This window comes from Vibrio sp. EA2, from assembly GCF_033042495.1.
Classification (GTDB): domain Bacteria; phylum Pseudomonadota; class Gammaproteobacteria; order Enterobacterales; family Vibrionaceae; genus Vibrio.
This window is the reverse complement of record NZ_JAWLID010000014.1, coordinates 19118-33010: the sequence shown is the minus strand read 5'-3', so window position 1 is coordinate 33010 and position 13893 is coordinate 19118. Positions and strand designations below refer to the sequence as shown.

General features: G+C 47.0%; 13 protein-coding genes. 4 read left to right on the top strand and 9 right to left on the bottom strand.

Going from position 1 to position 13893, the window contains the following annotated elements; translation table 11 throughout:
• Positions 1-234: 234 nt before the first annotated feature.
• The 9 genes from mioC to RXX31_RS20655 form a co-directional block, all read right to left on the bottom strand.
• A complete protein-coding gene (gene mioC / locus RXX31_RS20695) occupies positions 235-669 on the bottom strand; it encodes an FMN-binding protein MioC (RefSeq protein WP_317591590.1) in 435 nt (144 codons plus the stop codon).
• Between the two features lie 104 nt (positions 670-773).
• The gene (mnmE, locus tag RXX31_RS20690) at positions 774-2135 is read right to left on the bottom strand and encodes a tRNA uridine-5-carboxymethylaminomethyl(34) synthesis GTPase MnmE (RefSeq protein WP_317591589.1); all 1362 of its coding nucleotides are present in this window, start codon (positions 2133-2135) and stop codon (positions 774-776) included.
• 133 nt (positions 2136-2268) lie between these two features.
• On the bottom strand, positions 2269-3891 hold the full coding sequence (yidC, locus tag RXX31_RS20685) for a membrane protein insertase YidC (RefSeq protein ID WP_317591588.1): 1623 nt from the start codon (positions 3889-3891) through the stop codon (positions 2269-2271).
• Positions 3892-3893: 2 nt separating this feature from the next.
• A complete protein-coding gene (gene yidD / locus RXX31_RS20680) occupies positions 3894-4151 on the bottom strand; it encodes a membrane protein insertion efficiency factor YidD (RefSeq protein WP_005378822.1) in 258 nt (85 codons plus the stop codon).
• The gene (gene rnpA / locus RXX31_RS20675; RefSeq protein WP_020333575.1) at positions 4118-4441 is read right to left on the bottom strand and encodes a ribonuclease P protein component; all 324 of its coding nucleotides are present in this window, start codon (positions 4439-4441) and stop codon (positions 4118-4120) included. Before rnpA ends, yidD begins: the two co-directional genes overlap by 34 nt.
• Positions 4442-4487: 46 nt before the next feature.
• The gene (gene rpmH / locus RXX31_RS20670; protein ID WP_005378825.1) at positions 4488-4622 is read right to left on the bottom strand and encodes a 50S ribosomal protein L34; all 135 of its coding nucleotides are present in this window, start codon (positions 4620-4622) and stop codon (positions 4488-4490) included.
• Positions 4623-4863: 241 nt separating this feature from the next.
• On the bottom strand, positions 4864-5601 hold the full coding sequence (locus RXX31_RS20665; protein ID WP_317591587.1) for an amino acid ABC transporter ATP-binding protein: 738 nt from the start codon (positions 5599-5601) through the stop codon (positions 4864-4866).
• The gene (locus RXX31_RS20660) at positions 5598-6269 is read right to left on the bottom strand and encodes an amino acid ABC transporter permease (protein WP_317591586.1); all 672 of its coding nucleotides are present in this window, start codon (positions 6267-6269) and stop codon (positions 5598-5600) included. The genes RXX31_RS20665 and RXX31_RS20660 overlap by 4 nt, the downstream gene beginning before the upstream one ends.
• A 112-nt stretch (positions 6270-6381) precedes the next feature.
• Complete coding sequence (locus tag RXX31_RS20655) at positions 6382-7128, bottom strand: amino acid ABC transporter substrate-binding protein (protein WP_317591585.1); 747 nt, start codon at positions 7126-7128, stop codon at positions 6382-6384.
• A gap of 425 nt (positions 7129-7553) precedes the next feature.
• Between RXX31_RS20655 and dnaA the strand changes: the two genes are divergently transcribed.
• From dnaA to gyrB, 4 genes are all read left to right on the top strand, one after another.
• Entirely contained in the window at positions 7554-8960 is a 1407-nt protein-coding gene (dnaA, locus tag RXX31_RS20650; protein ID WP_317591584.1) for a chromosomal replication initiator protein DnaA, read from the top strand.
• A gap of 63 nt (positions 8961-9023) precedes the next feature.
• Positions 9024-10124, top strand: coding sequence for a DNA polymerase III subunit beta (dnaN, locus tag RXX31_RS20645; RefSeq protein ID WP_317591583.1), 1101 nt, complete (start codon positions 9024-9026; stop codon positions 10122-10124).
• Positions 10125-10132: 8 nt separating this feature from the next.
• Positions 10133-11212 carry a DNA replication/repair protein RecF gene (gene recF, locus RXX31_RS20640; protein ID WP_317591582.1) on the top strand — a complete coding sequence of 360 codons (1080 nt, stop codon included), beginning with the start codon at positions 10133-10135 and terminating at the stop codon, positions 11210-11212.
• Positions 11213-11225: 13 nt separating this feature from the next.
• Positions 11226-13643, top strand: a complete 2418-nt coding sequence (gene gyrB, locus RXX31_RS20635; protein ID WP_317591581.1) for a DNA topoisomerase (ATP-hydrolyzing) subunit B — start codon at positions 11226-11228, stop codon at positions 13641-13643.
• Positions 13644-13893: the final 250 nt, after the last annotated feature.

The following is a 13893-nucleotide window of genomic DNA, read 5'->3' as shown; positions in this document are numbered from 1 at the left end:
CTTGGATCTGATCGAGGATTAGCTGGGATCAAAATGGGTGGTTATGCACAGGGAAGGAAAACGATCAAAGTTGTTATTTGGATAACTAAAGGAAAGTAACGGGATATTAGCTTACTTATCCACAGCTCGAGTGCGCGTTTTTTAATCAGTTGATTGGCAGGGTAGAGAGAAAGTTATCCAGATTGACGGTGACAGAGTCGTAATATGACTCTGTCAGTGGGAAAATTCGGGGGATTAAAAACGATCGATATGCTCTTTTAGCCATTCTTCAGCAGCGTCTTCTGGCACTGTGTGGCTAAGGACATCAATCTTCAGACAGTCAGTGATCGGTGTTGCACCGATGTCTTCCAACAAATCATACGCATGCTGACCAGCGGCACAGAAGGTGTCATAACTTGAATCGCCAATGGCTATCACCGCAAACTTTACGTCAGCCATTTTTGGTGGAGTATTTTGCAGAGCCACAATAAAAGGCTGAATGTTATCTGGGTATTCACCCGCACCGTGGGTTGAGGTGATCACTAGCCAGGTGCCTTGATTCTCAATTGACGACAGGTCTGGTTGATTATGGATCGTGGTTTCGAATCCGCTCTCAATCAGGAGATCACTTAGGTGATCGCCCACGTATTCAGCGCCGCCTAGGGTGCTACCTGTTATAATGTGGATCATTTATCTTCCTTATAAAGCGATACTTGCGCTCGCACATACTGCTGTTGAGCGAGAGTACAAAAAGAAACGCGGTGGTAAACCTAAGCTTAACACCGCGCGTTATATTATTTGCCGATACAGAATGAAGAGAAAATGCGTCCGAGCAAGTCGTCTGAGCTGAACTCCCCGGTTATCTCATTCAGATGCTGCTGAGTGATACGCAGTTCTTCTGCCAGTATCTCACCAGCCATGTAGCCCTCAAGCTGCTCCTGACCGATTTGCAGGTGTTGTGCGGCTCGCTCTAAAGCATCTAAATGACGGCGACGAGCCATAAAGCCACCTTCTGTATTACCAGAGAAGCCCATGCATGCTTTTAAGTGGGTACGCAGTGCGTCAATGCCAGCCCCGGTTTTCGCTGATAGACGGATCAGAGTAGGGTTATTCACATGGCAGATCCCCATCTCTTCATTAGTTTGATCCGCTTTATTACGGATCACTGTCATACCAATACTATCAGGCAGGCGATCAACAAAGTCTGGCCAAATATCTTTCGGATCGGTGGCATCGGTTGTCGTGCCGTCAACCATGAATAATACGCGGTCTGCTTGGGCAATTTCATCCCAGGCGCGCTCGATACCAATCTTTTCCACTTCATCAGAGGCATCACGCAGACCGGCAGTATCAATAATGTGTAGCGGCATGCCATCAATGTGGATATGTTCACGCAGTACGTCACGGGTTGTGCCTGCAATATCGGTAACGATGGCCGATTCTTTACCAGAAAGCGCATTCAACAGGCTGGATTTTCCCGCATTAGGACGACCAGCGATGACGACTTTCATGCCCTCACGCATAATCGAGCCCTGATTCGCCTCACGACGTACAGCATCGAGGTTATCGATAATCGCTTGCAGATCACCGGCTACTTTGCCATCGGCAAGAAAGTCAATTTCTTCTTCTGGAAAGTCGATAGCGGCTTCGACATAGATTCGTAGATGAATCAGTGATTCCACCAGCGTCTGAATACGTTGCGAGAACTGGCCTTGCAGTGATTGCAGGGCTGACTTCGCCGCTTCTTCAGAACTCGCATCAATCAGGTCAGCAATCGCCTCTGCTTGCGTTAGGTCCATTTTATCGTTGAGGAACGCTCGTTCAGAGAACTCGCCCGGACGAGCGGCACGCACGCCTTCAATGCCAAGAATACGCTTAATCAACATATCCATGACGACAGGGCCGCCGTGACCTTGTAGTTCAAGTACATCTTCGCCGGTAAACGAGTGTGGGTTAGGGAAGTACAAAGCGATGCCTTCATCAAGCACGGTGCCATTTTGTGCCTGAAATGGCAGATATTCTGCGTAGCGAGGTTTGAGTGTTTTACCTGTGATTTCCTCTGCCACCAGATTGGCCTTTGGGCCGGAAACACGAATAATGCCGACACCGCCACGACCAGGCGCGGTCGCTTGAGCGACAATCGTATCTGTAGTCATAATCTTGCCTTTTGAGCTGGGCTATAGGGGAGGTTGCCCCTAGGGAGCCATCATCATTTGTTAGCTGAATTGTAATCAGCCAAAAACAAAAAGGCGACCTTTTGGCCGCCTTTCTCAATCATTTCCTAAAGGATTACTTGGTGTGTAAGCCTTTTTTCTCTAATCCTTTATAGATTAGCGTTTGCTGGATAAGCGTAACGATGTTCGACACCAACCAGTAAAGAACCAGACCTGATGGGAAGAACAAGAAGAAGAAGGTAAACATAACCGGCATGAAGGTCATGATCTTCTGCTGCATCGGATCCGTTACTGTTGTTGGGCTCATTTTCTGGATCATGAACATTGAAGCACCCATCAGTAGTGGCAGGATGTAGTATGGGTCCTGCGCTGAAAGGTCATGAATCCAACCGAAGAATGGCGAGTGACGTAGCTCAACCGATTCCATTAGCGCCCAGTACAGCGAGATGAAGATTGGCATCTGCAGGATAAGAGGTAGACAGCCACCCAGTGGGTTTACTTTCTCTTTCTTGTACAGTTCCATCATCTCTTGGCTCATACGCTGGCGGTCATCGCCGATACGCTCACGCATTGCTTGCAGCTTAGGCTGTAGCATGCGCATTTTCGCCATAGAGGTGTATTGAGCTTTTGTAAGTGGGTACATTGCACCACGAACGACGAAGGTTAACAGGATGATTGCCACACCCCAGTTAGACACGAAGCCGTGAATCATAGACAGTAGCCAGTGTAGTGGCTTCGCAATGAACCATAGCCAGCCGTAATCCACAACAAGGTCTAGGTTAGGCGCAACGGCTTCCATTTGGTCCTGAAGTTTTGGACCTACCCATAGCGTTGCTTCAAACTTCGCTTGGTCACCATTTGCAATGGTCTTGTTCGGCATACGTACGCCGATATCGCCCATATTACCAATTACACGAGTGTAAAGGTTTGTGCCTGGCTCGTTACGTGGAATCCAAGCAGCAGCGAAGTAGTGTTGGATCATTGCTGCCCAACCTTGGCCATCTGCTAGGTTGATAGACAGGTTACGATCCTGCATATCATCAAAGCTGTATTTTTTGTAACGCGTATCTTCTGTAGAGAAAGCACCGCCGCGGTAGGTTGGCATCGTGATGCTGCCGCCATCGTCCATTAGGTTTTGACGCAGGTGAGCGTACATACCAAATGTTGCGTTGTTACCTGAGTTGTTGACGACATCGTACTCTACGTTAAGTGCGTAGCTGCCGCGCTTAAAGATGTAAGTCTTAGTGTACTCAAGGCCGTTTGCTGAGAAAGTCATCGGAACGCGCAGTTCGTCTTGACCTTCTGCAAGCGTAAAGCTGTCTGCACTTACATTGTAATGAGGGCGATTCGTGCTGCTAAGGTCGATACCCTGTGGACCCACAAGGCCGCTTTGCGCGATGAACTGGTGACCTTGAGTGTCTTTTAGCAGAACAAACGGGTCAGCAGAATCAAGTTCAGCAGAATATTCATTTAGGTCGGCATGTACCACATCGCCACCAACGGTGTCGATCGACAGAGTTAAAACATCAGTCGTTACTGTGATAGTTTTTGCAGAAGCTTGCTGGTGTCCCGGAGCTGGGTCTAGATCATCAGCAAAAGATGGTGCAGGTAGACTGCTGTTTGATTGAGCCTGTTCAACTGCTTGAGGTTCTGGATTCTTCGCTACTTGCCATTGTTGAAACAGCAAGAAAGAAACCAGGGCCAAACCGATGAGCAGGATATTACGTTGAGAATCCATCGTTAGTTATCTCTGTCTTGTTTTTGGACTGGTGGAACGGGGTCATACCCCCCTTCATTCAAAGGGTGGCATTTTAATAGACGTTTGCCTGATAACCAACATCCTTTTACAAAACCGTGAGCTCTCAAAGCTTCTAGCGCGTAAGTGGAACAAGTTGGTGTGAACCGGCAACGAGGACCAATCAAAGGGCTGATAAACCAGCGATACAGATAAACGAGCCCAATGGCTATCCACGTGAAGGGCGAGACAGGCGTTGCCATAGCTTATCAAACAATTTAAATAATTCCTCATTGCTTAAATCTTGCGCGCTTTTCTTCGCGATCACAACAAAATCTTTGTTTGGAAGCTGATGTTGTTTATTACGGAAGCTTTCACGAGCCAGACGCTTAAATCGGTTACGACCGACGGCAGTTTTAATCTGCTTTTTCGGAACGGCTAGACCTAATCGTGGATGAGAAAGAGTGTTATTGCGAGCAATGATGGTGAAATGAGGCGAGCCAGCACGATGAGCCTGCTGGAAGACGTTTTGATAATGCTCGGGAGTTAACAAACGTAACTCCCGATTAAACGCGTACGTGTTCAAAATAAACTAGCGATTATTTTGATAGGCGCGCACGGCCTTTTGCACGACGTGCGTTGATAACTTTACGACCGTTCTTAGTTGCCATGCGAGCACGGAAGCCGTGAGTACGCTTGCGCTTTAGAACTGTAGGTTGAAAAGTGCGTTTCATGATAATTACCTTTACTGATCAGTAGTTTTAGGTTCTTGTTAAACCCGGCGTGGGTACATGCTTTCTTATATAAAGAAGCTCTTTACATAGAGAAGGCAACCGACGCCTCTCAACAAAGAGGCGGAATTGTAATCACACTCACATTATGTGTCAATGACTCAATGCGTATGAAATTCCGGCCGGGCGATTATACGTAGTGTGAGTAAAATCTCAAGGATCAATCGATCCTCTACCTTGATCGTTACTCTATTCCCACTTGGTTAAGGAATTTTTTCAAACGAGGATCTTGTGGATTATCGAATATATCCTGTGGAGAACCTTGTTCAACAATATTGCCTTCCGCCATGAAGATCACCCGATCGGCGACTTCTTTGGCAAATTGCATTTCATGTGTGACCACCAGCATGGTTTGATGCTGATTGGCTAACTTCTTCATTAATGACAGCACTTCGCCAACCCATTCTGGATCCAGAGCAGAAGTTGGCTCATCAAAGAGCAGAAGCTCAGGTTGCAGTGCCATCGCTCGGCCAATGCCGACTCGCTGCTGCTGGCCACCAGATAGCGCAGCCGGATAGCTGTCGCCTTTGTCGCCAAGGCCAATATCATCCAGAATCTGCTGAGCACGAGTCAGCGCTTCCTGTTTCTTCCAGCCACGCACGGTAATCAAACCTTCGGCAATATTCTGACGAGCGGTCATATGAGCAAATAGCGCGTAGTTCTGGAAAACAAACCCAGTTCGACGGCGTAAAGCCAGTACTTCTGCTTTAGTGTGTTTATTTACATCTACCGACACATCATCAATCGTGATATGCCCTTGGTCAGCTTGTTCTAAAAAGTTAACTGTACGTAATAAGGTAGATTTACCGGTACCACTAGACCCAATGATAACGATGATTTCACCTTGTTTGATGTCGATATCGATGCCTTTGAGTACTTCAGTATCACCAAAGCGCTTATGAATATTCTCTAATTTAATCATCGAATGTACGCCTTATTCAGTTTCACTTCAGCCCAAATTTGAACGCGGGTCAGAATCACGACCACGCCCCAGTAAATCAGAGCGACGGCAAGGAAAGCTTCAAAGAATCGGAAGCTGGATGATGCTTCCATCTGCGCTTTAGCCATGATTTCTGCCACGCCTAGCGTAAAGGCGAGGGAGGTCGATTTAATCATATCGATGAAGTAGTTCATCAGAGATGGCAGCGCAACACGAGTCGCTTGCGGCAAGATTACTCGACGCATCGCCTGAGTGGTCGTCATGCCCACCGATAAACTCGCTTCCATCTGGCTGCGATCAATACCGATGATGGCCGCTCGAATACTCTCTGCCATGTAGGCGGCGAAGTGGAGGGTTAATCCGATCACGGCCGCAGAGAAAGCGTCGAGGCCAACCATAAATGGAAAGATTTGCGGTAAGCCGTAATAAAGCAGGAACAGCTGAACTAATAGTGGGGTTCCTCGGAAAAAGCTGATGTACAGCTGGCTCAATTGATCGAGTACTGGAACCTTAAAAACGCGGATATTGGCTAAAATGATGGAAAGAATCAGTGAGAACACCAATCCCCATGTTGCCATTTCCATGGTTGTGCCAAGATATTTGAGCAATATCGGCAACAGTTCCAACATGTAATTAAAATCAAATCCCATTCGGCATACCTGAACGCTAGAGAAAAGAAAAGGTGGAAAACTAGGTTCCACCTTCACGTAAATTTATAGAGGTGGGGAGGGTATCTCTCCACACCTTATATTTCAAAGTGTTTTATTTGGTAATGTCGGCACCAAACCACTTCTCGGAAATCTTCTCAACGGTACCGTCTGCACGCATTTCTGCAAGTGCTTTGTTAACTTCCGCTTGTAGCTTTTGACCTTTTTCGTTGTTTACAAATGGCCAAGCGTTTTGAATGGTTTCAAATGGTTCGCCAGCTAATTCTAGAGGAAGACCGGTTTTCTTGATCAGTTCTAGTGCTGACAGGCGATCCATAACAAACGCATCTGCGCGACCTAAAGCAACATCGTGCTCAATACCGGTATCGTAAGTTTTGATGTTGATTTTGCCGTCTTTGTCGTACTGACGAAGAAGCTGCTCAAAGTTCGAACCCAGGTTTACTGCTACGGTTTTGCCAGCAAGATCATCGATGCCTTTAATGCTGTCATTGCCTTTACGTACTGTGATTTGTGCACCGTCAACCACGTATGGGTCAGCAAACAGGTATTTAGCTTTACGCTCATCAGTCATGGTGATCTGGTTTGAGATCGTATCGATTCGACCTGTTTCTAACAGACCAAACAAACCAGAAAAGTTCGCAGTCACGTATTCGATCTTGTAATCATTGCGCTTACCAATTTCGTCCCACATATCCACTTCAAAGCCTTGTAGCTTATCTTGCTTTACAAAAGTGAATGGGAAGTAGCGGCCTGACATGCCAACTTTTACTTCTGTTGCTGCTTGAACAGTCGCCGCAGATAGTGCAATAGCCGCCACAGCAACCTTAATCCAGTTTTTCATCATAAATCTCCACAATTTTATGGTTAGATATACTACTGTTAAATAACTCAATTAAATAATAACCAAGTGCAATAATCTAGACCGTAGTGTAATAAGTTATCTGTCTAGTCAATCATAATTACATTTTTGCAAAGTACTAACAAAAACGATCTCATCGATGACTGGAGATCAAAAAATCCCTGCCGGAAATAAAATAATACACAGAGTTATCACCAATCTGTCGATCCGGTTGATTGTGCCCAAATGTGGATCGTTATGTGGGCAAAGTTGGGGCAATATGTGTTGATCTCACTAAGTCTAGTGAAATAATTGTGAATAACTTCGATCTTATTCACTGGATCGTCGATCAATTGCTGGCGATCTTGGTTATCAACAGGTAAAATTGCCAGTCTTTTCCGATAATTCAATTACTCAGTGGGGGCGCCGTGTCATCTTCGCTTTGGCTGCAATGTTTGCAGCAGCTTCAAGAAGAGCTACCAGCAACAGAATTCAGTATGTGGGTTCGTCCGCTACAAGCGGAGCTCAATGACAATACGCTCACTCTATTCGCACCGAACCGTTTTGTGTTGGATTGGGTGCGTGATAAGTATCTGAATAGTATTACCCGTTTACTGCAGCACTACTGCGGTAACGATATCCCGAACCTACGCTTTGAAGTGGGTAGCCGTCCGGTTTCTACACCTAAGCCAACGCCGACACGTACACCAGCCGATGTCGCAGCGGAATCTTCAGCCCCAGCACAATTGCAGGCGCGTAAGCCTGTGCACAAAACCTGGGATGATGACGCACAGGTGATCGCTGATATCAATCACCGCTCTAACGTGAACCCAAAACATAAGTTCAACAACTTTGTCGAAGGTAAATCGAACCAGTTGGGCTTGGCTGCAGCACGTCAGGTATCAGATAATCCGGGCGCAGCGTACAACCCATTGTTCCTTTATGGTGGCACCGGCCTGGGTAAAACTCACTTACTCCACGCAGTGGGCAATGCGATTGTGGATAACAACCCCAACGCGAAAGTGGTGTACATGCACTCTGAGCGTTTCGTGCAAGACATGGTAAAAGCGCTGCAAAATAACGCGATTGAAGAGTTCAAACGCTACTACCGCAGCGTTGATGCATTGCTTATCGATGATATTCAGTTCTTTGCTAATAAAGAGCGCTCGCAGGAAGAATTCTTCCATACCTTCAACGCATTGTTAGAAGGCAACCAACAGATCATCCTGACTTCTGATCGTTATCCAAAAGAGATCAGTGGCGTAGAAGATCGCCTGAAATCTCGTTTTGGCTGGGGCCTTACGGTTGCGATCGAACCGCCTGAGCTGGAAACGCGCGTAGCGATTTTGATGAAGAAGGCCGAAGATCACCAAATTCACCTGGCCGACGAAGTAGCATTCTTTATAGCTAAGCGCCTGCGTTCCAACGTTCGTGAGCTGGAAGGCGCACTAAACCGAGTTATCGCCAATGCGAACTTTACTGGTCGCCCAATTACGATTGATTTTGTACGTGAAGCACTGCGCGATCTACTGGCTCTGCAAGAAAAGCTGGTGACCATCGACAATATTCAAAAGACGGTGGCGGAATACTACAAAATTAAAGTCGCGGATCTATTGTCTAAGCGTCGCTCTCGTTCGGTAGCTCGTCCTCGTCAGCTAGCGATGGCACTGGCGAAAGAGCTGACTAACCACAGCTTGCCAGAAATTGGCGATGCGTTTGGTGGTCGTGACCACACCACGGTACTGCATGCCTGTCGCAAGATTGAGCAGCTGCGTGAAGAGAGCCACGATATTAAAGAAGATTACTCTAACTTGATTCGCACCCTGTCCTCTTAATCGGTTAGAATAACAGTATTCTAAGCAAATCATTTATTGAGCTGACAGCGTAAAGAGCCAAGCATGAAATTTACTATTGAACGTAGTCATTTAATCAAACCGTTACAACAGGTTTCGGGTGCTTTAGGTGGCCGACCAACTCTGCCTATTCTGGGAAACCTACTACTTAAAGTAGAAGAGAACGTGCTTTCGATGACCGCGACCGATCTGGAAGTGGAATTGGTGAGCAAAGTGACTCTGGAAGGGGATTTTGAAGCGGGCAGCATTACCGTTCCTTCGCGTAAGTTTCTCGATATCTGCCGCGGTTTACCTGACGACGCGATCATTACCTTCGTATTAGAAGGCGATCGCGTACAAGTTCGCTCTGGCCGCAGTCGTTTCTCATTGGCGACGCTACCTGCGAACGATTTTCCAAACATTGAAGACTGGCAAAGTGAAGTAGAAGTCTCATTGAGCCAGGCGGATCTGCGTACGTTGATCGACAAAACCCAGTTCTCGATGGCGAACCAGGACGTTCGTTACTACCTCAACGGTATGTTGTTTGAAATTGATGGTACAACACTGCGCAGTGTTGCGACGGATGGCCACCGTATGGCGGTATCGCAAACAGAACTGGGTGCGGATTTTGCGCAAAAGCAAATCATCGTGCCACGTAAAGGTGTCCAGGAACTCGTTAAGTTAATGGATGCACCAGAGCAACCGGTCGTATTGCAAATTGGTAACTCTAATGTACGTGCTGAAGTGAATAATTTTATCTTCACTTCTAAGCTCGTTGATGGTCGTTTCCCCGACTATCGCCGTGTATTGCCACAGAATACCAACAAAACGTTAATCGCTAACTGTGACGAGTTGCGTCAGGCATTTTCACGTGCTGCAATCCTATCGAATGAAAAGTTCCGTGGTGTGCGAGTGAATCTCGCGGATACGGAAATGCGTATTACTGCTAACAACCCAGAGCAAGAAGAAGCCGAAGAAATGCTGGACGTTAGCTTTGATGGTGAAGCGATCGAAATCGGCTTCAACGTCAGCTACGTACTGGATGTGCTCAATACGCTACGTTGTGAAAATGTGCGTGTGTCGATGTCGGACGCGAATGCGAGTGCATTGATTGAAAATGCCGACGATGACAGTGCCATGTATGTGGTGATGCCAATTCGTCTATAAGCGAACAGATGCCTCTTTCTCGCCTTATTATTCAGCAGTTTCGCAACATTAAAGCCTGTGATATTGAGTTATCAGCAGGCTTTAACTTTCTTATCGGGCCTAATGGCAGTGGCAAAACCAGTGTCCTGGAAGCGGTCTACTTGCTCGGGCATGGCCGTTCATTCAAAAGCTCTCTGACTGGTCGGGTGATTCAGAACGAGTGTGATGAACTGTTTGTTCACGGTCGTTTTTTGAACTCTGATCAATTTGAGCTACCAATCGGCATTAATAAGCAGCGTGATGGCTCAACAGAGGTTAAAATAGGCGGTCAATCCGGGCAAAAATTAGCACAGTTAGCGCAAGTATTGCCACTGCAGTTGATACATACGGAAGGGTTTGATTTACTTACCGATGGCCCTAAGCATCGGCGCGCATTTATCGATTGGGGTGTATTCCATACTGAACCGGCTTTTTATGAAGCATGGGGACGTTTTAGGCGTCTCAATAAGCAGAGAAATGCGTTACTTAAAACGGCCAGTAGCTATCGAGAACTCAGTTACTGGGATCAGGAAATGGCGCGTTTGGCGGAAAATATCAGCCAGTGGCGCGCGCTGTATATCGAACAGATGAAAACCGTTGCGGAAAGTATCTGTAAGACATTTTTGCCAGAATTTGATATCCAATTAAAGTATTATCGTGGTTGGGATAAAGACACCCCGTACCAAGAGATACTGGAAAAGAATTTCGAGCGTGATCAGTCGTTGGGGTACACCTTTAGTGGCCCGAACAAAGCTGATTTGCGCATTAAAGTGAACGGAACGCCAGTTGAGGATGTTCTGTCACGCGGTCAATTAAAACTCATGATGTGTGCATTGCGAGTGGCGCAAGGGCAGCACTTGACAGAGATGACCGGTAAACAATGCATTTACCTAATTGACGACTTTGCGTCGGAATTAGATAGCCAACGTCGCAAGCGTCTTGCTGATTGCTTGAAAGAGACAGGCGCACAAGTATTTGTAAGCTCTATCACTGAAAACCAAATCGCCGACATGTTGGACGAAAAGGGTAAATTGTTTCATGTGGAACATGGCAGGATAGAGTCAAACTAGAAGAGAGAAACTCATGTCTGAAAATTACGATTCATCGAGTATTAAGGTACTGAAGGGTCTGGATGCGGTACGTAAGCGTCCAGGTATGTACATCGGCGATACGGACGACGGCACCGGCCTGCACCACATGGTTTTCGAGGTGGTGGATAACTCAATTGATGAAGCGTTGGCAGGTCACTGTAAAGACATCGTTGTGACAATTCATGAGGATAACTCTGTTTCCGTTAGCGATGATGGCCGTGGCATACCAACAGAAATCCACTCAGAGGAAAATGTCTCAGCAGCCGAAGTTATCATGACGGTTCTTCACGCTGGTGGTAAGTTCGACGATAACTCGTACAAAGTATCGGGCGGCCTTCACGGTGTAGGTGTTTCGGTAGTAAACGCACTGTCTGAAAAGGTTGAACTGACGATTCATCGTGGCGGTCATATTCATACCCAAACTTACCACCATGGCGAGCCTCAGGCTCCTCTAGCGGTTGTGGGTGATACGGAAAAAACCGGTACACAAATTCGTTTCTGGCCAAGTGCTGAAACTTTCTCTAACACCGAGTTCCACTACGATATTCTGGCGAAACGTCTGCGTGAACTGTCTTTCCTGAACTCTGGCGTCTCAATCAAGTTGTTTGATGAACGTGAAGAAGACAAGCATGACCACTTCAGATACGAAGGTGGTATTCAGGCATTCGTTGAGCACTTAAACACCAACAAAACACCAATCATCGAGAAAATCTTCCACTTCAACTTTGAGCGTGAAGACGGTATTGCTGTAGAAGTTGCCATGCAATGGAACGACGGTTTCCAGGAGAGCATCTTCTGTTTTACCAACAACATTCCACAGCGTGATGGTGGTACTCACCTGGCTGGTTTCCGTGCTGCGCTGACGCGTACATTGAACAGCTTTATGGATAAAGAAGGTTTCTCTAAGAAAGCGAAAACAGCAACTTCAGGTGATGACGCACGTGAAGGTTTGACTGCCGTGGTTTCGGTGAAAGTACCTGATCCAAAATTCTCAAGCCAAACCAAAGACAAACTGGTTTCATCAGAAGTGAAATCAGCGGTTGAGTCGGCGATGGGTGAAAAGCTTTCAGAATTCTTAGTTGAAAACCCGAACGAAGCGAAGATGGTTTGTTCGAAAATCATCGATGCAGCACGTGCTCGTGAAGCGGCGCGTAAAGCTCGTGAAATGACTCGTCGTAAAGGTGCGCTAGACCTAGCAGGCCTTCCAGGCAAACTTGCTGACTGTCAGGAAAAAGATCCGGCACTCTCTGAACTTTACATTGTGGAGGGTGACTCTGCGGGCGGTAGTGCTAAGCAGGGTCGTAACCGTAAGAACCAGGCTATCCTACCGCTTAAAGGTAAGATCCTGAACGTTGAAAAAGCACGTTTCGACAAGATGCTGTCTTCACAAGAAGTCGCAACGCTTATCACAGCGCTAGGTTGTGGTATTGGTCGTGACGAATACAACCCGGACAAACTGCGTTACCATAACATCATCATCATGACCGATGCCGACGTCGATGGTTCGCACATCCGTACGCTACTGTTGACTTTCTTCTACCGTCAAATGCCAGAGCTCATTGAGCGTGGCTACGTGTACATCGCTCAGCCACCACTATACAAAGTGAAGAAAGGCAAACAAGAGCAGTACATCAAAGATGAAGAAGCGATGAACCAATATCAGGTTTCACTGGCACTGGATAACGCATCACTGTACGTTAACGCAGAAGCGCCGGCGCTTGCGGGTGAGTCATTGGAGAAACTGGTTCAGCAATACAACGCCGGTATCAAACTTGCGGATCGTATGAGCCGTCGTTACCCAAGCGCACTGATGCATGAGCTGATTTACACACCACGTCTAACGCCGGAACAGTGTCATGATACCGCGGCTGTCGAAGCGTGGACAAAACAACTTGTTGAGCAGCTTAACGCAAAAGAAGTCGGCGCGAGCCAATACAGCTTTGAGGTAGAACAGCACGCTGAACTTGGCCTGAACCTACCTAAGATCATTGTCCGTACTCACGGTGTGACTCATGAGCATGCCATCAGTATCGACTTCCTCAACTCGAAAGAGTACAGCAAACTCGCCGATCTATCAGAAGCGCTGGACGGATTGTTGGAAGAGGGCGCTTACATCAAGCGTGGTGAGCGTACTCTGGCAGTTTCAAGCTTTGCAGAAGCACTCGCGTGGCTGGTTAAAGAGTCTATGCGTGGCCTGAGCCGTCAGCGCTACAAAGGTCTGGGTGAGATGAACCCAGAGCAGCTTTGGGAAACCACCATGGATCCAGAGACTCGTCGTATGATGCAAGTCACTATTGAAGATGCCGTTGGTGCAGATCAGTTGTTTACTACGCTAATGGGCGACCAGGTTGAACCTCGTCGTAACTTCATCGAAGAGAACGCGCTGAAGGTTGCCAACCTAGACGTGTAGTTTCAAATACTCAGACAAAAACAGATTCAAACGCCATCTCGATAAGGGGTGGCGTTTTTTTTGGAAAAGGTCCTAGGTTGATAGGATCCTAGGACCTAGGTGTATCTGTGGTAAGTTCAGTTACAACTGTAAGCTCAGGTGCTTGTTGTCTTGGAATACAGAATACAGGGCGCTTCGCTTACAGAATACCGAAATGCTTGATATTCGGCTTGGGTGGTTGAAAATTAATCCGTAATCCGTAATCCGTAAT